Annotated in this window: 24 protein-coding genes and 1 riboswitch; of the genes, 18 read left to right on the top strand and 6 right to left on the bottom strand. The window is 59.4% G+C overall.

The features are described 5' to 3' along the window. Positions 1-5: 5 nt before the first annotated feature. From ccoG to ACKWJN_RS14345, 3 genes are read left to right on the top strand one after another with little or no spacing between them, the layout of a single operon-like run. On the top strand, positions 6-1,451 hold the full coding sequence (ccoG, locus tag ACKWJN_RS14355; protein WP_408598000.1) for a cytochrome c oxidase accessory protein CcoG: 1,446 nt from the start codon (positions 6-8) through the stop codon (positions 1,449-1,451). 4 nt (positions 1,452-1,455) lie between these two features. Further along, complete coding sequence (locus ACKWJN_RS14350; protein WP_408597998.1) at positions 1,456-1,737, top strand: FixH family protein; 282 nt, start codon at positions 1,456-1,458, stop codon at positions 1,735-1,737. A gap of 56 nt (positions 1,738-1,793) precedes the next feature. Then, entirely contained in the window at positions 1,794-2,114 is a 321-nt protein-coding gene (locus ACKWJN_RS14345; protein WP_408597996.1) for a hypothetical protein, read from the top strand. Positions 2,115-2,180: 66 nt separating this feature from the next. On the opposite strand, the gene fnr is transcribed toward ACKWJN_RS14345, so the two are convergent. Beyond that, the gene (gene fnr, locus ACKWJN_RS14340; RefSeq protein ID WP_408597995.1) at positions 2,181-2,906 is read right to left on the bottom strand and encodes a fumarate/nitrate reduction transcriptional regulator Fnr; all 726 of its coding nucleotides are present in this window, start codon (positions 2,904-2,906) and stop codon (positions 2,181-2,183) included. Positions 2,907-2,996: 90 nt separating this feature from the next. On the opposite strand from fnr, the gene hemN reads away from it, so the two are divergent. Both hemN and ACKWJN_RS14330 read left to right on the top strand, forming a co-directional pair. Beyond that, complete coding sequence (gene hemN, locus ACKWJN_RS14335; protein WP_408597993.1) at positions 2,997-4,418, top strand: oxygen-independent coproporphyrinogen III oxidase; 1,422 nt, start codon at positions 2,997-2,999, stop codon at positions 4,416-4,418. Then, complete coding sequence (locus ACKWJN_RS14330; protein ID WP_408597991.1) at positions 4,418-5,134, top strand: sulfite exporter TauE/SafE family protein; 717 nt, start codon at positions 4,418-4,420, stop codon at positions 5,132-5,134. The genes hemN and ACKWJN_RS14330 overlap by 1 nt, the downstream gene beginning before the upstream one ends. Positions 5,135-5,188: 54 nt before the next feature. On the opposite strand, the gene ACKWJN_RS14325 is transcribed toward ACKWJN_RS14330, so the two are convergent. Continuing rightward, complete coding sequence (locus ACKWJN_RS14325) at positions 5,189-8,278, bottom strand: FAD-binding and (Fe-S)-binding domain-containing protein (protein WP_408597989.1); 3,090 nt, start codon at positions 8,276-8,278, stop codon at positions 5,189-5,191. A 3-nt stretch (positions 8,279-8,281) separates the two neighbouring features. Next, positions 8,282-8,989, bottom strand: coding sequence for a GntR family transcriptional regulator (locus ACKWJN_RS14320; protein WP_408597987.1), 708 nt, complete (start codon positions 8,987-8,989; stop codon positions 8,282-8,284). Between the two features lie 115 nt (positions 8,990-9,104). Between ACKWJN_RS14320 and ACKWJN_RS14315 the strand changes: the two genes are divergently transcribed. From ACKWJN_RS14315 to ACKWJN_RS14300, 4 genes are all read left to right on the top strand, one after another. Next, the gene (locus tag ACKWJN_RS14315; RefSeq protein ID WP_408597986.1) at positions 9,105-10,319 is read left to right on the top strand and encodes a pyridoxal-phosphate-dependent aminotransferase family protein; all 1,215 of its coding nucleotides are present in this window, start codon (positions 9,105-9,107) and stop codon (positions 10,317-10,319) included. A gap of 84 nt (positions 10,320-10,403) precedes the next feature. Continuing rightward, complete coding sequence (locus ACKWJN_RS14310; protein ID WP_408597984.1) at positions 10,404-11,381, top strand: Bug family tripartite tricarboxylate transporter substrate binding protein; 978 nt, start codon at positions 10,404-10,406, stop codon at positions 11,379-11,381. Between the two features lie 74 nt (positions 11,382-11,455). Next, positions 11,456-11,728, top strand: a complete 273-nt coding sequence (locus ACKWJN_RS14305; protein ID WP_408597982.1) for a type II toxin-antitoxin system Phd/YefM family antitoxin — start codon at positions 11,456-11,458, stop codon at positions 11,726-11,728. Continuing rightward, positions 11,667-12,152 carry a PIN domain-containing protein gene (locus ACKWJN_RS14300; RefSeq protein ID WP_408597980.1) on the top strand — a complete coding sequence of 162 codons (486 nt, stop codon included), beginning with the start codon at positions 11,667-11,669 and terminating at the stop codon, positions 12,150-12,152. The genes ACKWJN_RS14305 and ACKWJN_RS14300 overlap by 62 nt, the downstream gene beginning before the upstream one ends. A gap of 27 nt (positions 12,153-12,179) precedes the next feature. Here the strand turns inward: ACKWJN_RS14300 and ACKWJN_RS14295 are convergent, their stop codons facing one another. The 3 genes from ACKWJN_RS14295 to ACKWJN_RS14285 form a co-directional block, all read right to left on the bottom strand. Continuing rightward, positions 12,180-12,995, bottom strand: coding sequence for a sulfite exporter TauE/SafE family protein (locus ACKWJN_RS14295; protein ID WP_408597979.1), 816 nt, complete (start codon positions 12,993-12,995; stop codon positions 12,180-12,182). A gap of 221 nt (positions 12,996-13,216) precedes the next feature. Continuing rightward, the gene (locus ACKWJN_RS14290) at positions 13,217-13,519 is read right to left on the bottom strand and encodes a cell division protein ZapA (RefSeq protein WP_408597977.1); all 303 of its coding nucleotides are present in this window, start codon (positions 13,517-13,519) and stop codon (positions 13,217-13,219) included. Beyond that, entirely contained in the window at positions 13,516-13,737 is a 222-nt protein-coding gene (locus ACKWJN_RS14285; RefSeq protein WP_408597975.1) for a DUF904 domain-containing protein, read from the bottom strand. Before ACKWJN_RS14285 ends, ACKWJN_RS14290 begins: the two co-directional genes overlap by 4 nt. Before the next feature lie 35 nt (positions 13,738-13,772). Next, positions 13,773-14,018, top strand: a riboswitch (cobalamin riboswitch). 74 nt (positions 14,019-14,092) lie between these two features. On the opposite strand from ACKWJN_RS14285, the gene ACKWJN_RS14280 reads away from it, so the two are divergent. The 9 genes from ACKWJN_RS14280 to ACKWJN_RS14240 form a co-directional block, all read left to right on the top strand. Beyond that, positions 14,093-16,012 carry a TonB-dependent receptor domain-containing protein gene (locus ACKWJN_RS14280; protein WP_408597973.1) on the top strand — a complete coding sequence of 640 codons (1,920 nt, stop codon included), beginning with the start codon at positions 14,093-14,095 and terminating at the stop codon, positions 16,010-16,012. After that, positions 16,013-16,828: an ABC transporter substrate-binding protein gene (locus ACKWJN_RS14275; protein ID WP_408597971.1), complete on the top strand. Its 816-nt coding sequence runs from the start codon at positions 16,013-16,015 to the stop codon at positions 16,826-16,828. A 91-nt stretch (positions 16,829-16,919) separates the two neighbouring features. Continuing rightward, complete coding sequence (locus ACKWJN_RS14270) at positions 16,920-17,762, top strand: ABC transporter substrate-binding protein (RefSeq protein ID WP_408598045.1); 843 nt, start codon at positions 16,920-16,922, stop codon at positions 17,760-17,762. 5 nt (positions 17,763-17,767) lie between these two features. Next, the gene (locus ACKWJN_RS14265; RefSeq protein ID WP_408598043.1) at positions 17,768-18,787 is read left to right on the top strand and encodes a FecCD family ABC transporter permease; all 1,020 of its coding nucleotides are present in this window, start codon (positions 17,768-17,770) and stop codon (positions 18,785-18,787) included. Beyond that, positions 18,784-19,581, top strand: coding sequence for an ABC transporter ATP-binding protein (locus ACKWJN_RS14260; protein ID WP_408597969.1), 798 nt, complete (start codon positions 18,784-18,786; stop codon positions 19,579-19,581). The genes ACKWJN_RS14265 and ACKWJN_RS14260 overlap by 4 nt, the downstream gene beginning before the upstream one ends. A gap of 58 nt (positions 19,582-19,639) precedes the next feature. Further along, positions 19,640-20,632, top strand: coding sequence for a tripartite tricarboxylate transporter substrate binding protein (locus ACKWJN_RS14255; protein WP_408597968.1), 993 nt, complete (start codon positions 19,640-19,642; stop codon positions 20,630-20,632). Between the two features lie 10 nt (positions 20,633-20,642). Further along, positions 20,643-21,827 (top strand): CaiB/BaiF CoA transferase family protein, encoded by a 1,185-nt coding sequence (locus ACKWJN_RS14250; protein WP_408597966.1) that lies wholly within the window; start codon positions 20,643-20,645, stop codon positions 21,825-21,827. Between the two features lie 98 nt (positions 21,828-21,925). After that, the gene (locus tag ACKWJN_RS14245) at positions 21,926-22,915 is read left to right on the top strand and encodes a tripartite tricarboxylate transporter substrate binding protein BugD (RefSeq protein WP_408597964.1); all 990 of its coding nucleotides are present in this window, start codon (positions 21,926-21,928) and stop codon (positions 22,913-22,915) included. A 162-nt stretch (positions 22,916-23,077) separates the two neighbouring features. After that, positions 23,078-24,128: FAD-dependent monooxygenase (locus ACKWJN_RS14240; protein ID WP_408597962.1), on the top strand; the 1,051-nt coding region annotated here is incomplete at its 3' end.

Below are 24,128 nucleotides of genomic sequence, written 5' to 3'. Positions count from 1 at the left end.
ACGATTTGAATCCAGAAGACACCCCTACGCGCAAGACTATCCCCATCGTCCCTGAGCCAATGGATTCAGACGACGAGGCGATGGTCTCGCTGTATGCCGCCAGCCAAAAGATTTACCCGCGCTCCGTCGAAGGCATCTTTGCTTATTGGCGTTGGATCTTGGTGGTTCTGACCCAGTTGCTTTTTTATGGGCTGCCGTGGTTGGAATGGGGCACACGGCAGGCGGTGCTGTTTGACCTGGCCTCGCGCCGGTTTTATATTTTTGGTTTGGTCTTGTATCCCCAAGACTTCATTTACCTGACCGGTTTGTTGGTCATCTCGGCCCTGTCTTTGTTTTTGTTCACGGCCGTGGCCGGGCGTTTGTGGTGTGGCTACGCCTGTCCACAGACGGTGTACAGCGAAATATTTTTATGGATTGAGCGAAAAATTGAGGGCGATCGCTCAGCCCGCATGCGTTTGGACGATGCCGAGTTCTCGCTCGAAAAGCTGGTCAAGAAGTGGTACAAGCATTTGATCTGGATCTTCTTTTCCATCTGGACCGGCTTCACGTTTGTGGGCTACTTCACCCCGATCCGTGACTTGGCCATGGAGTTCTTTTTGACCCACATGAGTTCGTGGGAACTTTTCTGGGTCTTCTTCTACGCTTTTGCCACCTATGGCAATGCGGGCTTCATGCGCGAGCAAGTGTGCAAATACATGTGCCCCTATGCGCGCTTTCAAAGTGCCATGTTTGACCATGACACCTTGATCGTCACCTATGACAGCGAACGGGGCGACCCCCGCGGGGCGCGCTCCCGCAAGGCCGATCTGTCGACCCTTCAATTGGGCGCCTGCGTGGACTGTTCTTTGTGTGTCCAAGTGTGTCCCACCGGCATCGACATCCGAAATGGCTTGCAGTACGAGTGCATTGGATGCGGCGCCTGCGCCGATGTCTGCGATGGGGTGATGGACAAGATGGGCTACGCCAAAGGGCTGGTTCGCTACACCACACAAAATGCCATGGAAAACAAATGGACATCACGCCAAATGTGGTCCCGTTTGCTCAGGCCTCGGGTGCAGATCTACAGCATGCTTTTGGTGGCTTTGGTGGTGGGCTTGTTGGTCTCGTTGGGTTTGCGCACGCCGTTCAAGGTGGACGTGGTGCGCGACCGCGCAACGCTGGCACGCATCACCGAATACGGCACCCTAGAAAACATCTACCGTTTGCAGATCATGAATGCCGCCGAGACCGAGCAGACCTACCATGTGGGGGTGCAAGGCCTGCCCAAGCTGCGCATCGAGACCGAGACCGACGTGGTGGTGGGGCCTGCGCAAGCCCGATGGATTGTGTTGCGTGCCGATATCCCCTACGGTTCTGCCGAGTCGGGGTCGCACAAAATCCAGTTTGAAATTCAAGCGCAAAAGACCGGTCAATGGGTGGTCGAAAAGTCTGTGTTCATCGTACCGAGGTAAACCTATGCCAACATTGAATCCACAACACGACACACAACCTTGGTGGTCCTACGGCCACGTGTGGTTGATCATTGCAGGACCTGCCGTGGTGGTGGTCGCTGGCTTTGTGACCTTGGCCATCGCCATCCGCATTCCCGATCCGGTGGTGGCAGAAGACTATTACCGTCAAGGTCTCAACATCAACAAGACCTTGGCTGACAAACAAGCGCAGCCCATGATGCCCGCCATGCAGGCACGCAACCATGTGGTGACCCCCAAAGATCAGTTGCCCACGAAAACCCCATGATGGCTCACCATCGTGCAGGTCTCAACTTTTAAATCGGTTTTTTGAGGAGAGTTTTGATGTTGGCACAACGCATGATGTGGATCGCATGGCCCGCCTTTTTGGTGGCAGGTGTTTTAGAGGTGGTGGTGTTTGCCATGTTTGACCCGCAAGACATGCAGTGGTTTGGCCAACCGGTGGAGATGTCGCGTCAAGGTATTTACACGCTGTCGTTCTTTGCGTTTTGGTTCATCACGGCAGGTTCAAGCGCACTCACCACCTTGCTGTCGATGTCGCCTTTCGAGACCAACCGCTGCCCCTTGGTCCCCACCGAGCGCCCCAATGGCTGCCCCAAGCAAGAGGCTTGTGATGAGGCTTGTGGCGATCAGCAAGCTGCCTGAGCCCCTGACGCGTTCCAACAAAAAGGCCCGTTCAAAACGGGCCTTTTGTTTGGGGCGGTGACTTGCTCAGTTGGGCTGACACGTCTGCGCGTTGACCAACAGTTTGAGCGCCTCAGGGTTCAAGATACGGACATGGCGTTGCTTGACTTCCACAATGCCTTCGTCGGCAAACTTTGAAAAGGTGCGGCTGACCGTTTCAAGTTTGAGGCCCAGATAGCTGCCAATCTCTTCGCGGGTCATGCGCAAGATCAATTCAGATTGCGAAAACCCACGGGCATGCAAGCGTTGCACCAAGTTCAGCAAGAAAGCGGCCAAGCGTTCTTCAGCGCGCATGCTGCCCAGCAGCAACATCACACCATGTTCACGCACGATTTCGCGGCTCATGATCTTGTGCACATGGCGTTGCAAGGCGTTGATGTCGCGCGACAACTCTTCGATGCGGTCAAACGGCATCACGCACACTTCGGCGTCTTCCAGCGCCACCGCGTCACAGGTGTGCAAATCGCTCACGATGCCGTCCAAGCCAATGATTTCGCCGGCCATTTGAAAGCCCGTCACCTGGTCGCGCCCGTCTTCCGAGGACACGCAGGTTTTGAAAAAACCCGTCCGAATGGCGAACAGCGCATTGAACTTGTCACCGTTTCTGAACAAGCTGTCACCCCGCGCCACTTTGCGCCGCACGGCCACCACATCGTCGATGCGTTGCAGCTCATCGGCAGACAGCCCCAAGGGCATGCACAGCTCGCGCAGGTTGCAGTTTGAGCAAGCGACTTTGATGCTGGGGATCGTCATAGGTCGTGATGCGAGGTTGTGTTGACGCAGGTCAAGGTGATTCTTCCGACGTAAAGGCACATTATGAGACGTAAACAGGACGTTTCACTGATGACCCATTCCAAATCCAACGCATCGATCTCCGAACCGGTGACCACCATGAGCCCCGACTTGCTGCGGCGTTACGACGTGGCCGGCCCGCGTTACACCTCTTACCCCACCGCAGACCGGTTTGTGGAGGCCTTTGGCGAGGCCGATTACGTGCAGGCCCTTGAGCAGCGCCGTGAAGGGGTGGCTGTCAACGCCTACCCTTTGTCTTTGTACCTGCACATCCCGTTTTGTGAAGCCCTGTGCTACTACTGCGCTTGCAACAAGATCATCACCAAGCACCATGAGCGCGGCGCAGAGTACTTGCGTTACCTGGAACGTGAGGTCGCCCTCAATGTGGCGCACTTGGGTGCAGGCCAAACGGTGTCGCAGTTGCATCTGGGCGGTGGGAGCCCCACCTTTTTGAGCGATGAGGAGTTGCGCTCGCTGATGGCCATGCTGCGGCGAAACTTTGAGTTTGCCCCTGGCGGCGAATACTCGATCGAAGTCGATCCCCGCACTGTGTCGGCCGAGCGTTTGAACACCTTGGCCTTGCTGGGGTTCAACCGTCTGAGCTTTGGGGTGCAAGACTTTGACCCTGACGTGCAAAAAGCGGTGCACCGCGTTCAGCCTGCACAGCAGGTGTTTGACTTGGTGGCCGAGTCACGCACCTTGGGGTTTGATTCGATCAACATCGATTTGATTTACGGCCTGCCCATGCAAACCCCCGACACCTTTGATCGCACCTTGGCGCAAGTGGTGGATTTGCGACCGGACCGCATTGCCTTGTATGGCTATGCCCACTTGCCCGAGCGCTTCAAACCCCAACGCCGGATTCACAGCCAAGACTTACCCCCCGCGAGTTCCAAGTTGGCCATGCTCTCCAGTGCGCTGCGCGTGCTCATGGGCGCGGGCTATGTGTACGTGGGCATGGACCACTTTGCCCTGCCCAACGATGCTTTGGCCGTGGCCAAGCGCCAAGGGCGCTTGCACCGCAACTTTCAGGGCTACAGCACCCAACCCGATTGCGACTTGATCGCTTTAGGCGTCTCTGCCATCGGCCATGTCGGACCCACGTTCAACCAAAACGTCAAAACTTTGGACGCGTATTACGACTTGCTCAACCAAGGCCGTTTGCCGGTGGAGCGTGGCTTGGCCTTGTCGCGTGACGATTTGGTACGCCGCACCGTCATCATGGCCTTGATGTGCCAAGGCCATGTGCAGTTCGAGTCGGTCGAGGTGGCGCACTTGGTCGACTTCAAAAAATACTTCGCCACCGAGCTGGAAACCTTGGGCGGCATGCAAGAACAGGGCTTGGTGGTGCTGGACGGCAGTGGCATCCAGGTCACCGAGTTGGGATGGTTCTTTGTGCGTGGCGTGGCCATGGTGTTTGACAAATACCTGCAAGCCGACCGAACCCGCGCGCGGTTCTCTAAAATCATTTGATGAACTCCACCTTGGCCCTCACCGCACTCTTGATGGGGTTGGCGGGCGGGCCCCACTGTTTGGCCATGTGCGGTGCGGCTTGCGCCGGCATTGGCCGGGCCGCACAAAAGCAAGGCGTGGGGCCTGGGCGTGACACCCGCGCCATGCTGTTGTTTCAATTGGGGCGCATCGTGGGTTACAGCACCCTGGGCGCTGTGGCCGCGTCCACCATGCAAGGGGTGGGTTGGCTCACCACCCAGTCGGCCGTGTTTCGTCCACTGTGGACCTTGTTTCACATCCTTGCTTTTTTGATCGGTGGCCTGCTGCTGTGGCGGGCCGAGCAACCCTTGTGGCTGGATGGGGTGGGGCGAGGTGTCTGGCGCAAAGTGCAGGCGATGACGGCGCACATCACCCTGCAGCGCAGCGGGCCCTTGTTGCTGGGCATGTTGTGGGCCTTGATGCCCTGTGGCTTGCTCTACGGCGCTTTGCTGGTGGCCGCTTTGAGCAACAGCCCCTGGGAAGGCGCGGGTGTGATGGCCTTGTTTGCCTTTGGCAGTGCGGTGGTGCTGACCCTGGGGCCCTGGCTGTGGCTGCGTTTGCGCGGCTTCAAGCCTGCGGGGGACCACAGCGGTGCCTGGGGTGTGCGCTTGGCGGGTGCCGCGTTGATGGCCAGTTCAGGCTGGGCGCTGTGGATGGGCTTGGTGGAATACCAAGCGCCTTGGTGCTTGGTGCCTTAGCAACCAGCGGCACACAGGGCTGGTGTGCCTTGGTGTCCGTTGGCCTCCAGGCCTTCACGCATGGTGTTTGAGGTGGTCACTCAAGAGTGTGGCCACATGCACCGCCTGGCGTTGTGCGCCATCGGCAATTTGGTGGCGGCAGCTGGTGCCATCGGCGACCACCAGTGCATCGGGTTCGGCACGCACCGCAGGCAACAAGCTCAACTCAGCCATGGCCTTTGAGACTTCGAGGTGGGAGGCCTCGTAGCCAAAGCTGCCGGCCATGCCGCAGCAACTGCTCTCGATCAACTGGGGCTTGGCACCCGGGATCAAGCGGATCACCTCCAGCACGGCGGGCATGAGGCCAAACGCTTTTTGGTGGCAGTGGCCATGCAACAAGATAGGGCGACGTGTGGGCTCTAACTTGGACTTGAGTGTGTCGAGGTGACCGGCTTGGGCCTCCCGCGCCAGGAAGTCTTCAAACAGCACGGCGTGCTCGCTCACCGTGTGGGCCATTTCTCCCAAACCCAGCACCAGCGCTTCGTCGCGCAGGGTCAGCAAACAAGACGGCTCTAAGCCGACGATGGCAATGCCGCGCTTGGCAAAAGGCAACAGGGCATCCAACAACGCTTGTGCCTGCTCACGCGCTTGGTCCACCATGCCGTTGGCCAAGAAGGTGCGGCCGCAGCACAAGTGGCCTTGGTTGCTGCCATGCCCTTGTCGGCTTTTGGACGCCACGTGCACTTGGTAGCCTGCGGCTTGCAACACGCGCATGGCAGCGCGTGCGTTGTCGGATTCGAAGTAGCCGTTGAAGGTGTCGACAAACAGGACCACGGGCTTAGGGGCAATGAGCACTTCTTCCGCGGTGGCACCCAAGGTGCTGCGGTTGAAAAAGTGATCACGTTGCCAGGTGGGCCAGCTGCGCTCGGCCGACAAGCCGGTGACGCGTTCAGCCAGCTTGGCCAGCAGGGGCACGCGGTTGCGCAAGTTCAGCAGGCCAGCCCAGCGGGCAGCGTGTTGGGCATAGCGTGGCAAAAAGCCAATCAAGCGGTCTTTGAGCGTGTGGCCGTGGTAGCGCTTGTACTGGTGCAGGGTTTCGATCTTCATGCGCGCCATGTCCACGCCGGTGGGGCAGTCGCGTTTGCAACCTTTGCAGCCCACACACAGGTCCATGGTTTGCAGCAGTTCTTCGCTGGTCAGTGCATCGGTGCCGAGTTGCCCGCTCAGGGCCAAACGCAAGGTGTTGGCGCGGCCACGGGTGAGGTGCTGTTCGTCACGCGTGACGCGGTAACTCGGGCACATGGTGCCCGCATCGAACTTGCGGCAGGTGCCGTTGTTGTTGCACATCTCCACCGCTTTGGCGAATCCCAGCGCCGGGTCACCGCCGGTGCCGGGTGCGGTGGTTTGTTCGGTGGCCGGGTCGTTGTGGACGTTCCAAGCGCTCCAGTCGAGTGCGGTTTGGATGGGGATGACTTGGTAGGGCATGCCGTTGGGTTGGCCATAACGCATCAGGGTTGTGTCGTCCATCTTGGGAGGATTGACCACGCGTTGGGGCGACAACAGGTGCAGCGGGTCGAGTTCTTGTTTGATCTGCCCCAGCGCCTCGGTGATCTTGGGGCCGAACTGCCAAGAAATCCATTCCCCACGGCACAGCCCATCGCCGTGTTCACCGCTGTAAGCACCTTTGTATTGGCGCACCAAGGCGCTGGCTTCTTCGGCAATCGCGCGCATCTTGGCAGCGCCATCGCGTCGCATGTCCAGAATCGGGCGCACATGCAGTGTGCCCACCGACGCGTGGGCGTACCAGGTGCCTTTGGTGCCGTGTTTTTTGAACACCTCGGTCAAGGCATCGGTGTACTCGGCCAGGCTCTCCAAAGGCACCGCGCAGTCTTCGATGAAGCTCACCGGTTTGCCGTCGCCCTTCAAGCTCATCATGATGTTCAGACCCGCCTTGCGCACTTCCCACAGGTTTTTCTGTGGTGCGTCGTCGATCATCTCCACCACGCTGCCGGGCAGGCCCAGGTCGCCCATGAGTTCTACCAGTTGGCGCATCTTGGGTTTCAAACTGTCTTTGTCTGCTCCGGCAAACTCCACCAGCAACACCGCTTCAGGTTCGCCAATCAGTGCCGTGCGAATGGTGGGCGCAAAGGCGGGGTTTTGCAGCGACAGATCGATCATGGTGCGGTCCACCAGCTCGACCGCCGTCAAGGTGCCGTCGCCCAACTTGACGATGTGCTGCGCCGCATCCATCGCCTTGTAAAAGCTGGGGAAGTTCACCACCCCCAGTACTTTGGCGCGGGGCAACTCGCTCAAGCGCAGGGTGAGCGACTTTGTCATCGCCAGCGTGCCTTCGCTGCCGACCAGCAGATGGGCCAAGTTGACCGAGCCGTCCGTGGTGTAAGGCCGCTCGTTTTGGTTGCAAAAAATGTCCAGGTTGTAGCCCGCCACGCGACGCAGCACTTTGGGCCAATGGGCCTCAATCTCGGGCCGCAGTTCGTCGGCCAGGCGTTTGACAAAGTCACCGATCTGGCGCGCCCGACCGCTGCTCGCGTCGTAGCGGCCCCACTGCAACAAGTCGCCGTCGCCCAGCCAGGCCGAAGTACCCAGCACGTTGTGCACCATGTTGCCGTAGGCAATCGAGCGGCTGCCACACGAGTTGTTGCCCGCCATGCCGCCCAAGCTGGCCTGTGCGCTGGTGGACACATCCACCGGAAACCACAAGCCGTGGGCTTTGAGTTCGGCGTTGAGGTGGTCGAGCACCAAGCCGGGTTCGACCTCGACCGTGCGTTGGTCCACATCGAGGTGAACGATCTGGCGGATGTGTTTGCTATGGTCGATCACCAAGCCCGCGCCCGTGGTCTGGCCGCACTGGCTGGTGCCGCCGCCGCGCGGCACGATGGGCACGCCTAAGTCCCGGCAAATCGCCATCGCCATGGGCACTTCGTGGGCATGACGCGGCACAAACACGCCCACGGGCGTGACTTGGTAAATCGAGGCGTCGGTGGCGTAGCGCCCCCGATCCGCCGCAGAGAACAACACCTCGCCCTCGGTTTCGGCACGCAGTCGGGCGGCCAGACGACCGGCCACCTCGTTGCTGGTGCTGGCCACGCGCTCAAAGACTTGGCTGGCGGTTTCGGTGATGTGTCGGGGCAGGGGCGCGTTCATGGGTCAGGCTTTGCGTGAGGTTTTGGGTTTGGCCGTGGGCGTGTCGGCGCTGGCTTGCAGCTGCGCCAACACCACGTCGCGTTTGTGTTCGAGGTGACGCACCAGCACATCGCGCAGCACCTGGGGCTGGCGCGCTTGCAAGGCGTCAATCATGTGCGCGTGCTCTTGCACGGCGCTTTGCCACTTGTCGTCGTCTTGGTTGGACTTGAAGCGCAGCGCTTGCAAGCGTGCATTGACGTGTTCGTAGGTGGCACTGAGCACCGGGTTTTTGGCGGCTGCGTGGATGGCGCGGTGGATGCTGGCGTTGAGCCGGTAATAGCTGGAGAGGTCGCGGCGTGTGTAGGCGGCCATCATCTCGAAGTGCAGGGCTTGAATTTCCTTGAGTTCGCCCTCGGTGATGCGTTCGGCGGCCAACATGCCCGAGATGCCCTCCAAGCCCGCCATCACCTCAAAGGTGTGGCGCACATCGTCCAGCGTCAGCGACACGGCCACCGCGCCTCGGTTGGGCAGCAACTCCACCAAGCCTTCAGCGGCCAGTGTTTTGATGGCTTCGCGCAGCGGCGTGCGCGACACGTGCAGCGACTCGCACAAGGCCCGCTCGTTGAGCTTGGCACCCGGCGCAATCTGGTTTTCCACCAGCATTTGGCGCAGCCGGTGCGTCACATGGCCGTGTAAGGCGGTGCGGGGCAGGGACAACAGTTCAGCGGTCATGGGCGTATTTTGTATGCAAAATATGAGCAGGTCAACTTCGTGAGTAAGGGTGAACGCTAGTTGACGGTTTTATTTTGTATGCAAAAAATAGCGGTATCTCTGGAGATTTTTGTTCATGCTCAACCTCGACTTTCACCCCACGGGCCGCCACTTTTTGCAAATCCCCGGCCCATCCCCCGTGCCCGACCGCGTGCTGCGCGCCATGAGCCTGCCCACCATCGACCACCGGGGGCCTGAATTTGGCGCGCTGGGCCTGAAGGTGCTGGCCGACATGCAAAAGATTTTCAAAACCCAGCACCCGGTCATGATTTATCCCGCCTCGGGCACCGGGGCGTGGGAAGCCGCCTTGGTCAACACCTTGAGCGCAGGCGACCATGTGCTGATGTTTGAGACCGGCCACTTCGCTTCGTTGTGGAACAAGCTGGCCACGCGTTTGGGGCTGAAGTCGGAGTTCTTGGGGCTGCCCGGTGTGGAGGGCTGGCGACAAGGCGTCAAGGCCGACATGATCGAGGCCCGCCTCAAGGCGGACACGGCGCACAGCATCAAGGCGGTGTGCGTGGTGCACAACGAAACCTCCACCGGGGTGACCAGCGACATGGCTGCCGTGCGCCGCGCCATCGACAACGCTAAGCACCCCGCACTCTTGATGGTGGACACCATCTCAGGCCTGGCCTCGGCCGACTACCGCCACGACGAATGGGGTGTTGACGTGACCGTCAGTGGCTCGCAAAAAGGCCTCATGCTGCCGCCGGGCATCAGCTTCAACGCCTTGTCGCCCAAAGCCATCGAGGCCAGCAAAACCTCCACCTTGCCCAAGTCGTTTTGGGCCTGGGACGAGATGCTGGAGATCAACAAAACCGGCTACTTTCCCTACACCCCCAACACCAACTTGATGTACGGCCTGAGTGAAGCCTGCGACATGATCTTGGGCCAAGGCCTGGACGTGGTGTTTGCCCGCCACAAGCGTTGGTCCAAAGGGGCTTGTGCTGCTGTGACTGCCTGGGGCTTGCCCATTCAGTGTGCGGACCCGGCGCTGTATTCACCCATCTTGACTGGCGTGATGACCCCCGAGGGCGTGGACGCTGACGCCGTGCGCCAACTCATTTATGAGCGCTTTGATTGTTCCTTGGGCACGGGCTTGGGCAAGGTCAAAGGCCGCATGTTTCGCATTGGCCATTTGGGCGACTGCAACGACCTGACCTTGATTGCTGCCTTGTCGGCATGCGAGATGGGCCTCAAGCTCAGTGGCGTCAAGCTGGCGGGATCGGGCGTGCAAGCGGCGATGGATTACTTTTCGGCCCATCCCATTCCGGCGCTGATTCGCGGCTGATCGCAACAACTGCCGTCTCTACACCCATTGGCATTCCAACCGCACCCTTTGCCTCACTGAAACCCACCCACAGGAGTCACCGCCATGCAACGCAGAACACTGCTCCAAGCCAGCGCCGCCACTGCGGCGACTTTGGCGGCCCCCATGATCAAAGCCCAGAGCTTGCCCAATGGGCCAATTCGCATCGTGGTGGGTTTTCCACCCGGCGGCGGCACCGACGCGCTGGCGCGCGTATTGGCGCAAAAGCTGCAAATCTTGTGGGGCACCACCATCGTGATCGACAACAAAGGTGGGGCGGCGGGTGTGATTGCGGCTGACTACGTGGCCAAGCAACCCGCCGATGGCAACACCTTGCTGATGGCGCACATCAACAGCCATGCCCTGGCACCCAGCTTGCAACCCAAGTTGGGCTACAACGTGGAGCGCGACTTCACGCCGATTGGCTTGGTGGGGGTCACCCCCAATCTGTTGATTTGCAATGAGAACCAACCCGCCAAGAACGTCAAAGACTTGGTCGCCTTGTGCAAACAAAACCCCGGCAGCATCAGCTTTGCGTCAGCGGGCGGGGGCTCGGCGCAGCACCTGGCGCTTGAAATGTTCAAGCTGCGCGCCGGCATTGACGCCTTGCACATCCCCTACAAAGGCTCAGGCCCGGCACTGACCGATTTGATTGGCGGTCAAGTGCAGTATTGCTTCGAGACCATGACCTCTGCCACACCGCATGTCAAAAGTGGCAAGGCTATTGCATTGGCCCAAACACGACCTAAGCGCGCCAAAGGGCACCCCAATGTGCCCACCATGGACGAGCAAGGCTTTGCGGGTTTTGATGCCACCACCTGGTATGGCTTGGTGGGGCCAGGCAAGTTGAACCCGGCGTTTGTGAAACGCATCAACGAAGACATGAACCGCGTCATGGCCATGCCCGATGTGATGGAAAAGTTTGACCAGTACGGTGCCGAAGACGGGGGCGGCACGCCCGAGCGTTTTGCCGACTTCATCCGCAGTGAGACCCAGAAGTGGGCCAAGGTCGTCAAAGATGCCAAGGTGCAGGCCGATGCCTGAAGCTTGACTTGCCCAGGGTGTTGCTTGTAAAGTGTGTACACATTGATTCACAAATACGAGCAGGTAGGAAAGTCATGGAAGCAACAAAAGTTGGTATCAGAGAATTTCGCTCAGATTTGGCGGAATTCATTGCATCGAGCACGCCAGTCGCGGTCACACGCCATGGTCAGACCGTGGGTTACTTCATCCCAACTCGAGTGCAAGTGTCAGCAGATTTAGCCTCGCTTCAACAAGCCAGCAAAACACTGGATCAACTGATGGCCAAGCATGCTGTCAATGAGGATGATGTGGTGGCTGAATTCAAAGTCGCTAGAAAAAAACAAGCAGTTAAAAACAAGCGGACTTAAAGCCATGGGGGGTAAGGCGATTGTTCTGGACGCCAACATCTTGGTGCGCGCTGTGCTCGGGCAACGCGTGCGTTTATTGCTTCTTGAGCATGCCGACCATATCCAATTTTTCGCGCCCGATGTGGCGTATGAAGACGCTCACAAATACTTGCCTGGGTTGCTAGACAAACGAGGGGTATCTGGCGTGGTGGTTGAACAGGTGCTTGGCCAACTTGAATCGATGGTTCAATTGATGGGCTTTGAGGTTTATGGCGCTATGAAAACACAAGCACTTCAGCGTATCGCTTCTAGAGATGCGGACGACTGGCCAGTGCTTGCGTGTGCCATGGCATTGAACTGTCCGGTTTGGACAGAAGATACCGATTTCTTTGGTACGGGTGTCGCGACTTGGACCTCTGACCGTATCGCACTGTATTTCGCTTGACTGAGCGACAAACAGCGCGAACTCCGATCAGCTCGACAAACCTTTGTAGAGCATGTACACCGCCAGCGCATACAAGATCATGGCAAAAATGCGCTTGAGCTTTTTCACAGGCAAGCTGTGGGCCGCTTTGGCACCCAGTGGGGCGGTGAACACACTGCACAGGGCAATCACCACCAAAGCGGGAACCCAGATGTAGCCAATGGCGTCATCGGGCAAGCCCGTCACCGACATGCCGCTGATCACGTAGCCGGCCACGTTGGCCAGCGCAATCGGAAAACCCAGGGCCGAGCTGGTGGCCACAGCCGTGTGAATTGCCACATTGCACCAGGCCATGAACGGCACGCTGATGAAGCCGCCACCGGCGCCCACCAAGCCCGACAAAAAGCCAATCGCGCTGCCTGCCGCCACCAAGCCCGCTGTGCCCGGCACTTGGCGTGACGGCGCAGGCTTTTTGTCCAAAAACATTTGCGTGGCAGAAAAGCCCACGAACAAACCAAAAAAGATCGCCAAGTTGGCGCCTTTGAGCATGGCAAACACCCCCATGCTGGCAATCATGCTGCCCAGCACAATGCCGGGGGCCAAGCCTTTGACCAAGTCCCAACGCACAGCGCCACGTTTGTGGTGGGCACGCACGCTCGATATAGAGGTGAAGATGATGGTGGCCATGGATGTGGCAATCGCCATCTTGACGGTCAGGTTGGCGTCCACACCACGTTGCGACAACATGAAGGTCAAAAACGGCACCATGATCATGCCCCCGCCAATGCCTAAGAGCCCAGCCAGAAAGCCAGTGCAAATGCCCAGCAGGGCCAGTTCGATGATGAGTTGGGGTTGGATGTCCATGACGCGCCTAGGCAGGTAAAAGAAAAGGTGTCTGCAAGGTGCCTGGAGCCGTCATCCTGAACCGGGGGTTCAGGTGGGCGAGGTCAGACTGACGTTGGGTTCATCTGACGCGAGACGATCACGCTCATCAGTCGATGTTCCAAGCCCTGGCTCATATGAGCATTGGTTCAAGGAAATATAAAGCCCCAAGGACCGAGCAGACCGCGCAATTGTAGGTGGGCTCAGAGCAGTTGGTTGTCGCGTGTGAGCACGCTGTCCAAGCGTTGCAGCAATTGGTGCAACTGGGGCGACGCGTCGCCAGTGTCGCCGCTGGGGGTGGGCGCAGGTTTGTCGGTCAAGTCAAACGCCAAATTCAAGGCGGCCAGCACAGCGATGCGGTCACGCGCTTTGATCTTGCCCGCATCGCGAATCTTGCACATGGCTTCATCCACCTTGGCCACGGCCTGCCCCAAGCGTGTTTCGCCGCCTTCAGGGCAGCCCAACACATAGCCCTGACCCATGATTTGTACTTCGATTTGTTTCATCCAACTTCCTTGGAGGCTGCGCCTTGAGGCAGGCGATCGATCAGCGCGTCGATGCGATGCCGCGCAGCACCCAAGCGTGATTTGAGCAAGTCGCGCTCGTGGCTGACTTCTTGCAACTGCTGCGTCAACAAAGCGTTGGTGCGTTGCAGTTCTTCGTGACGCACAAGCAGGCGTTCCACGCGCTCGGCGATTTGATCGATTTGGGTGGTGTTGGTCATGGCCCATGCATTTTAAGGTCACAGCAAGGTTCGTCATTAGAATCAAATTTGTTGGTGCTCGCGGCGTGGTTCACATGCCGCAGTTCAACGGGAAGCAGGAAGGTCGCGTCAACCCAGCTCGACAACACCCAACCTGCGCTGCCCCCGCAACGGTCAAACGGACGAGCTCTTGAGCTCCGCTTCTGTCACACACGCCACTGGATGCCTTGAACAAGCGTCTGGGAAGGCGACAGAGGTTGCTTCCGTCAGCCCGGATACCGGCCAACAAGGTGGCGGTGCGTCTGACAACGTACCGCTTGAACGCCCAAGCACTGTCGGGGAAGGCGGTGAGGGCACTTGGTGTTGGATTCAAATCATGAACAAATTTATCCGTGCGCGTGGCGTTTGGCCTGTGCTGTTGTCTTTGGTTTGTGCGAGTACTTTTGCTCAATCAATTTCTCAAGAGGTGGTGGTGACTGCCACGCGCATTCCCACCCCTTTGAATGAGTCGTTGCGAGACATCACGTCCATCGGTCGGGCCGAGATCGAGAGCTCTGGTGCAACCAGCATGATCGAGCTGCTCACCACCATCCCAGGTGTTCAAGTCAGTCCCGACTCTGCGCGAGGGGCAGTGCCTTCCATTTTTATCCGGGGAACGAACAGCACGCACACTTTATTTTTGGTGGATGGACAAAGAATTTCTTCTGCAACAACCAGTGCGACGGCCTTTCAAGCCATACCCATCGAGCAAATTGAGCGCATCGAAGTTTTGCGTGGCTCCTCCAGTTCTTTGTACGGGTCGGATGCCATTGGTGGCGTGATTCAAGTGTTCACGCGCGACGGTTCTTCAGGCCAGCCTGCGCCTTCTCTTTATGCAGCCATAGGTCAATATGGCACGGCCATCACTTCGGTTGGTTATGGCGGAACTCTGGGAGATACGCGTTTTCAACTTCAAGCGGGGCATGAAACCACGCGTGGATTCAGCGAAATCAAAGCATCCAAATCTGGCCTGTTCGACACCTACAACCCTGACCGTGATGGCTACAGACAAACCAACTTTGGCTTGAAGGTCAGTCAAAAAATATCACCGGACTTAGAGTTGGGTGGCAACTATCTGTATTCAGACGGTGTGAAGTATTCAGACAACGCCAACTGCGATGCAAGTTACACCACTTGCACCACCCTTTACGGTAACAAAGATCTCCAGACCATTCACTCGGGTGCTGTGAATTTGATTTGGCAGGCCTCTCAGCGCTGGAAGTCGTCGATCCGTCTGGGACGAAGTCAAGACAATTCCGAGTCCAGAGAGTTCGATCCCGTGACTCAGGTGACTACGATTCCAAAATACAAAACGACGCAAGATCAGTTGGTGCTTCAAAACGACATTGCACTCGATGTGGGGCAGTTGATGGTGTCTTTGGAGTCGCGTGATGTCAGCGTGGACTCCACCAAGACATTTGATGTGAGCAGTCAAAACAGCAAGTCATTGGTCTTGGGCTATCAGGCATCTTTAGAACGTCACTTGGTACAGGCCAGTGCACGCAGAGATGACATCCAAAAAATTGGCAACCGAACCACCGGGTCTCTGGGGTATGGATACCGCCTGAGCCCAGGGTTGGTGATGCGCGGCAGTGCCGGTACAGCGTTTCATACGCCAAGTTTCAATGACCTCTATTGGCCATTTGATCCGGTCAACTTTTACAAAGGCAATCCCGCACTCAAGCCCGAAAGCTCCACGAATAAAGAGATAGGTCTACAGTTTGACAGTCCAGTGACCAGAGCTGGCATTACCTTTTACCAAAACAAAGTCAAAGACCTGATTGCTTACTACTCGGACCCGATCACCTACATAGGAACCATGGAGAATATTGGTGCAGCAGACATCAAGGGGGCAACATTGCATTACGCAAGACGCGTCAATCATTGGAAGTTGAGTGCCTCCTACGATTACTTGAGTGCTAAAGATCTCGCGACAGGGAATTTCTTGGCGCGAAGAGTTCCACGCTCAGCCACTTTAGACCTAGAAAGAACAGATGGTCAGTTGAAATCAGCCGTTCGATTGCAGGCTTACGACAGCCGTTTCAATGACAGTGCAAATACGCAGCCATTGCCTGGTTATGGATTGATCGGTTTGCGTTCCAGCTACGCTATTAACCCATCCCTGCAAGTCAATGCGCAGCTCAATAATCTGATGAACAAAGATTACATCGTCATTCGCAGCACCTTATCCCCCTACAACGACTATTCAGTAGCTGGTCGTTCTTTGTATGTCGGACTTCGCTACAGCCCCAAATAAGTGGGGATTCAATTGCTGATTCAAGGCCCTTCTCGCATCGTCTGTCTCACCGAGGAGACCACGGAGTGGCTCTACCTGCTGGGGCAAGAGGCACGCATCGTGGGCATTTCAGGCTACACCGTGCGCCCGCGTCGGGCGCGGGCTGAAAAACCCAAGGTCAGCGCGTTCTTGAGCGCCAAGATCGACAAAATTTTGGCGCTTGAGCCCGACTGCGTGTTTGGCTTTTCAGACTTGCAAGCCGACATCGCCGCGCTGCTGATTCGCGCGGGCGTGCAAGTCACGGTGTTCAACCAACGCAGCGTGGACGAGATTTTTTCCATGCTCTACCAAGTGGCGGCGATGGTGGGGCAGGCCGAGCAAGGCCTGCAACGCTTGGCCGATATGCGCGAGCAACTCGATGAGATCCGCCGCACGGCAGCGACCTTCAAGCGCCGGCCCAAAATTTATTTTGAAGAATGGGACGAGCCGCACATCAGCGCCATCCGCTGGGTCTCCGAGTTGATGGACATGGCCGGTGGTGACGACTGCTTTCCTGAGCTGGCGCGCATGTCGCTGGGCAAGGACCGCATCATTGCCGATGGGCAAACCATTGTGGAACGCGCGCCCGACATCATCATTGGCTCGTGGTGTGGAAAGAAGTTCCGCGCTGACAAAGTGGCCGCACGTCCGGGCTGGCAAGACGTGCCTGCGGTGCGCCACGGGCAGGTGTTTGAAATCAAATCGGCCGACATCTTGCAACCCGGTCCTGCCGCCTTGACCGATGGTGTGGCGCAGCTGCACCGCATCGTGCAGCAATGGGTGGTGCAGCATGGCTGAGCGCACCCTGGCGCGTGTTGGGTGCTTGCCGCGTGAGCCGCGTGTCATGCGTGTGCGGATTTGGCTGGGCTTGTGCATCGCTTGGCTGTGCATGACGTCGCTGTGTGTGGCGCAAGCCCAAGCCGTGGTGGTGCGTGACGACCGCCAGCTGCCAGTCACCCTCAGCCAAACGCCCCAGCGCATTGTCAGTTTGCTGCCCTCGCTCACAGAAACCGTGTGTGCTTTGGGGCAGTGCCAGCGTCTGGTGGGGGTGGACCGTTATTCCAACTGGCCCGAGTCGGTGGCCAAGTTGCCACGTTTGGGAGGCGGCATCGACCCGCAGATTGAGAGAGTGGTGGCACTCCAGCCTGATCTGGTGTTGATGGCCACCTCTGCGCGTGGTGCCGACCGTCTGCGCGCCTTGGGGCTGACCGTGTTGTCTTTGGAGCCCAAGTCGCATGGCGACATGCAGCGCGTCATCACCACGCTGGGCCAAGCCTTGGGCTTGCCAGATGCGCAGGGCCAACGCGTGTGGCGTGACATGCAGGCGGGCTTGGAGGCCGCTGCCCAATCGGTGCCCGCTTCGGTGCGTGGTGCACGGGTGTACTTTGAAGTCAGCCCCGCGCCTCATGCGGCCAGCGAGGGGTCTTTCATTGGCGAGACCTTGTCGCGCTTGGGCGCTCGCAATGTGGTGCCCGCCACGCTGGGGCCTTTTCCGCAGCTCAACTCAGAATTTGTGGTGCGTGCCCAGCCTGAGGTGATCATGGTGGGCGACAGCAACTGGGCCCTGATGCGCAACCGTCCGGGTTGGGCCAGTCTGCGTGCCGTGCAGACCCAACGCGTGTGCACCTTCACGCCCGAGCAGTCGGATGTGCTGGTGCGTCCTGGTCCGCGCATGGCCGAAGCGGCGGCACTGATGGCCCAATGTCTGCGCACCGAGCGAGGTGCGCCATGAGCGGAATGCGTGGCACAACCGGGCAGGCCATTCAACCCTGGCACTTGGGCAGCGTGTTGGGGCTGCTCAGCCTGTTGGGACTGCTCGTAGGCAGCGCGGTGGGCAGCGAAGGCTTGACGCCGCTGTGGGCGATCTTGCAAGAGCCCTTGTCGGCGCAGATCGTGTGGGACATTCGCATGCCCCGCTCCGTGGGCGCTTGGACGGGCGGCGCCTTGCTGGGGCTGGCGGGTGCTCTGGCCCAGGGCCTGTTTCGCAACCCCTTAGCCGATCCGTATTTGCTGGGCAGCGCCTCAGGTGCTTCGCTGGGTGTGGCGCTGGGTTTGATGCTCTTGGGGCAAAGTGTGGCGGCAGGTGTGTGGTTGCACGTGGGGCTGACGGGCATGGCGTTTGCGGGCGCAGTGTTGGCCGTGGTGCTCACGCTGGTGCTGGCACGTGGCGTGCACCACAGCTTGCGCTTGTTGTTGGCCGGGGTGATTGTGGGCGTGGTGCTGGGTGCCGTGTCGTCGCTCATCACCTTGTTGCGCCCCGATGTGTTGCAAGGCATGCAAGGTTTTGTGTTGGGATCGACGGCGTTTGTCAGTTGGTCTGCTTGCGGCTTGATGCTGGCCGTGCTGCTGGTGTGCACGGCGCTTTCGGCTTGGTTGAGCCCCTTGTTGGATGCGCTGGGGTTGGGCGAGGCCACCACCCTGAGCCTGGGGCTGCCACTGGCCCCCATGCGCGTGGTGCTGGTGGGCGTGCTGTCGTTGGCCACCGCCACCGCTGTGGCACAACTGGGCTTGATTGCGTTTGTCGGCTTGGCCGCGCCACATGTGGTGCGATCGCTGACCCACAGCACCCACCGCTGGGGTGTGCTGTTGTCGGCGGGTATGGGGGGGGTGTTGCTGTTGTGGGCCGATGTGTTGGCGCGTGCCGTGCTGGCTCCGCAAGAGCTGCCCGTGGGTCTGCTCACCGCTGTCTTGGGCGGTGTTTATTTGTTGTGGCTGATGCACCGAAGCCAATCGCATGACGCTGGGGGTGCGTCATGAACACCACGCCCCGTATGGCGCTGCGCGCTCAAGATCTGCATCTGTCCTTGGGCCACCGCTCGGTGTTGCAGGGTGTCAACACGACGTTTGCGGCAGGCCGCTGGACCAGCATCGTCGGCCCCAATGGCGCGGGTAAATCCAGTCTGCTCAAGGTGTTGGCGGGTTTGTTGCCCGCCGCACAAGGGCAGGTGTTTTGGTTTGACCAACCGTTGCAGGCCATCCACCGCCGTGCACGTGCGCAGCAACTGGCCTGGCTGGGGCAAAGCGAAGTGGCCTCAGACGATGTGCGTGTCTGGGATGTGGTGATGCTGGGGCGCTTGCCGCACCAAGACTGGCTGGCCAGCCCCAGCGCACAAGACCATGCCGAGGTGACGCGTGCGCTGCTCGCCACCCAGGCTTGGGACTGGCGGGAGCGTCGCTTGGGCGCGCTGTCTGGCGGAGAGCGTCAACGCGTGCTGCTGGCGCGTGCGCTGGCGGTGCAAGCGCAGGTGCTGTTGCTGGACGAGCCCTTGGTCAACCTCGACCCGCCGTACCAAGTGGACTGGTTGCAGCAGATGCGCGCCTTGGTGGCTGAGGGCAAAACCGTGGTCAGTGTGTTGCACGAAATCGGCATGGCCTTGCAGGCCGACGAACTGGTGCTCATGCAAGACGGACAGGTGGCGTTTCAGGGCGCTTGCGCACAAGCGGCCACACACCGTGCAGTGGAAGCGGTGTTTGAACAACGCATTGCCATCCATTCGGTGGCGGGGCAGTGGGTGGTGGTGCCCCACATCGCCTCTGGGGTGGGTGAATGACGGCACTTTGTCTCTTGGGTCTTGGCGCATCTCTGTGCAGATTCGGCAAAATGCGGCCATGAACACCCAACGTCGCCCCCTTCTTCGTGCGGCCCTTGCGCTGGCGTTTGTCACCACCGGTTGGTGCACACACTCAGCCATGGCGCAAAGCAGCTACCCCAGCAAACCGATGGTGATGGTGGTGCCCCAAACTGCGGGTGGCACCAACGACATCGTGGGGCGCTTGGTCAGCCAAAAACTCTCCGAGGTGCTGGGCTCGCCCGTGGCGGTTGAAAACCGTCCAGGTGCCGGTGGCAACATTGGCACGCAGTACGCGGCCAAAGCGCCCAAAGACGGCTACACCTTGTTGATGACCATCAGCAGCAGCCAGGCCATCAACCCCGCGCTGTACAAGAACCCGGGCTTTGACCCGGTGAAAGACTTCAAGCCCATCAGCCTGATTGGTGCTGTGCCCAATGTGCTGCTGGCAAACCCAAGCTTTGCACCCAACTCGGTGAAAGAACTCATCGCCTTGGCCAAAGTCAAACCTGGCTTTTATCAATACGCCTCAGCAGGCAATGGCACGCTCAACCACTTGCTGGGTGAAATGCTCAACAGCATGGCCGGCATCGACTTGCAGCACGTGCCCTACAAAGGCGTGGCACCGGCCTTGAACGATGTGCTGGGCGGTCAGCTGCCGCTGGTGTTTGCCAGCTTGCCGTCGTCGCTCTCGCACATCAAAGCGGGCAAGCTCAAGCCGCTGGCGGTCAGCAGCCCACGCCGCTCACCCGCCTTGCCCGATGTGCCTGCTTTGTCAGAGGTGGTGCCGGGGTACAGCGGCACGCTGTGGATTGGTTTGTTTGCCCCCGCCGGTGTGCCAGCCGATGTGCTGTCCAAGTTGCACGACGCCATGACCAAAGCCCTGGCTGCCAAAGACCTGCGCGACAAGTTGGAGCTGCAAGGGGTGGAATTGGCGCCGCCCACCACGCCCGATCAATTGGCTGCCTTGCTCAACGAAGACATGGTGCGTTGGGCGCAGATTGTCAAAAGCTCCGGTGCGTCGGTGGACTGAGGTTCCTCACATGACATCCACCACCGCGCGCGCGCCAAACAGACCCCGTCCGCTCGACCACATCACCGTGGTGTCGCTGGAGCATGCCATTGCGGCACCGTTTTGCACCCGCCAGTTGGCCGACTTGGGGGCGCGTGTCATCAAAGTCGAGCGCCCCGGCGTGGGCGACTTTGCCCGTGCCTATGACCAGCGTGCCCACGGCCAGTCGTCCCACTTTGTGTGGGTCAACCGCTCCAAAGAGAGCTTGGCGCTTGACCTCAAAGACCCGCAACACTTGGCCGTGCTCCAGGCCTTGTTGGCCAAGGCCGATGTGTTGGTGCAAAACCTTGCACCCGGTGCTGCGGCCCGCATGGGGCTGGATGCCCCCACGCTGATGGCGGCGCAACCGCGCTTGATCGTGTGCGACATCTCGGGCTACGGCAACGACGGTCCTTACCGCGACAAGAAGGCGTATGACTTGTTGATCCAAAGCGAAGCGGGTTATTTGTCGGTCACGGGCACGCCCGAGCAGCCCAGCAAAAGCGGCAACTCGATTGCCGACATTGCAGCGGGCATGTACGCCTACACCAACATCTTGTCGGCGCTGTTGCTGCGCGACAAAACCGGGCAGGGCTCGCACATTGACGTGTCCATGTTGGAAGCCTTGAGCGAGTGGATGGGTTTTCCCATGTACTACGCCATGGACGGTGCCACGCCTCCCCCACGCACGGGTGCGGCGCACGCCACCATTTACCCGTATGGACCTTTTCAAGCGGGCGATGGTGGCACGGTGATGCTGGGCCTGCAAAACGAACGCGAGTGGGTGCAGTTTTGTCAACACGTGTTGCTGCAACCCGAGTTGGCCACCGATGCGCGCTTTGACAGCAATGCGCGGCGCAACGCCCACCGCGAGGCCTTGCAACACATCATCCTCAACACCTTTGCCGAGTTGACCGCCGCCCAAGTGATGGAGCGGCTGGACGTGGCACACATCGCCAACGCCCGCATGAACAGCATGGCCGAGGTGTGGGCCCATCCGCAGTTGCAGGCGCGCGCGCGCTGGACCTCGGTGGGTTCACCCGCCGGGCCCATGCCTGCGTTGTTGCCGCCGGGCAAGCAAAGCAGCTTTGACTACCGCATGGATGACATTCCTTCGGTGGGCCAACACACCGAGGCTATCTTGCAAGAGCTGGGGCTGACGCTGCCTCCCACCTGAGCCTCACCCGCAAGGGCAGGGCGGGTTAACCGGGATGTGCAGACGGGCGTGTGTGATTCACCATCCACACCTGTAAATCACACACCTGAGGAATTTGCATGACGCACCGATTCACGGCTTGGCTGCTGACCTGTGGCCTGTTGGGCGGTTTGGCCCAGGCTCAAGCGCCCGCCCCGGCATTGAGCTACCCCGACAAACCTGTCACCTTGGTCATCCCGTTCGCGGCAGGTGGCCCCACCGATGTGGTGGCGCGCATGATGGCCATTCCCATGGGCAAATCGCTCGGCCAGTCGGTGCTGGTGGAAAACGTCAACGGGGCAGGCGGCACCATCGCCTCCAACCGGGTGGCGCGTGCGGCCCCCAATGGCTACACCATCTACTTGCACCACATGGGCATGGCCACCGCGCCGGCCTTGTACAAAAAGCTGCCGTTCGATCCGCTCAAAGACTTCGAGTACATCGGCCAAGTGCTGGATGTGCCCATGACCTTGCTGGCGCGCAAAGACATGCCCGCCAACACCTTCCCCGAGTTGCTGGCCTACATCAAGGCCAACAAAGACAAAGTGTCTTTGGCCGATGCCGGGCTGGGTGCGGTGTCTAACCTGTGCGGCCTGTTGTTCAAGAGCATGATCGGTGTGGACATCAACACCATCCCCTACAAAGGCACAGGCCCCGCCATGAATGACTTGCTGGGGGGGCAGGTTGACATGCTGTGCGACCAAACCACGCAGACCGTGCCCATGATCAAAGAAGGCCGCGTCAAGGTGTATGGCGTCACCACCACCAAACGGCTGGCCGCGTTGCCCAACATTCCCACGCTGGACGAGCAAGGACTCAAAGGCTTTGAAGTCAAGGTCTGGCACGGCATGTACGCGCCCAAAGGCACACCCGCGCCGGTGCTTGAAAAAATCAACGCTGCCTTGCGCTTTGCCATGCAAGACCCCACGGTCAAACAACGCATGGCAGACCTGAGCTCAGACATTCCGCCTCTGGACAAGATCACGCCGCAAGGTTTGAAAACCCACCTGGAGGCCGAGATCGCCAAGTGGGACCCGATCATCCGCAAGGCGGGTGTGTCGGCGGATTGAGTTTGGCCGAAGACTGTTTTGGGCAGCCACCATCGGGTGGCTTTTTCTTTCACTTGTAGTTGCGCGGTTCGCATGAGTAATTTCGATTAGAGAAATTGATTTACCAATGTTAAACTTCTCGGCGAGATATTTGCACATCTAAAAAAGCCGGAGACATGCCCCATGGGGTCTTACACCTACCCGAAATTCGCCTACACGCCGCCCACCGATTTGATGACCACGCCGCCGCAGCGTCGGCCCTTGGTGATCGTGGGTGCCGGGCCTGTGGGCTTGGCCGCAGCCGTGGATGCGCGCTTGCAGGGCTTGGAGGTGTTGCTGTTTGACGAAGACGACTCGGTGTCGGTGGGCTCACGTGCGGTCTGCTACGCCAAACGCACCTTGGAAATTTTGGACCGCTTAGGCGTTGGCCAGCCACTGTGCGACAAAGGCGTGAGCTGGAACATCGGTCGCACCTTTTTGCAAGAAGACGAGGTGTACCAGTTCAACCTGGTGCCCGAGCCGGGCCACAAACGCCCCGGCATGATCAACCTACAGCAATACTATTTGGAAGAAGCCTTGGTGACGCGTGCGCTGGAGTTGGGCGTGGACATCCGCTGGAAGTGCAAAGCGGTGGGCGTGCGCCACGAGGCCGACCACGCCGTGGTGCGCATCGCGTCACCCGAAGGCGAGTTCAGCATCGAGGCCGACTGGCTGGTGGTGGCTGATGGTGCGCGCAGCCAGATACGCCGCATGTTGGGTTTGGACATGGAAGGCCAGGTGTTCAAAGACCGCTACTTGATTGCCGATGTGGTGATGCAAGCCGACTTTCCCGCTGAGCGTCGCATGTGGTTTGACCCTCCGTTCCATCGTGGCCAAAGTGTGCTCTTGCACAAGCAGGCCGACAACGTGTGGCGCATCGACTTTCAGTTGGGCTGGGACGCCGACCCCGAGGAAGAAACCAAGCCCGAGCGCGTGCTGCCACGCATCCAAGCCATGCTGGGCGACGCGCGTGCGTTCACGCTGGAGTGGGTCAGCATTTACACCTTTCAGTGTCGGCGCATGAACCAGTTCAAGCACCAGCGTTTGTTGTTCGCGGGCGATGCGGCGCACCAGGTGTCGCCCTTTGGCGCACGTGGCGCCAACTCAGGCCTGCAAGATGCGGACGGTTTGATGTGGAAGCTGGCGCTGGTCATGAAGGGTTTGGCGTCTGAATCTTTGCTGGAGAGCTACAACG

The organism is Limnohabitans sp. (assembly GCF_046052825.1).
GTDB lineage: Bacteria > Pseudomonadota > Gammaproteobacteria > Burkholderiales > Burkholderiaceae_C > Limnohabitans.
Note: the sequence above shows the minus strand (reverse complement) of the source record. Positions and strands in the feature narration are given on the sequence as shown.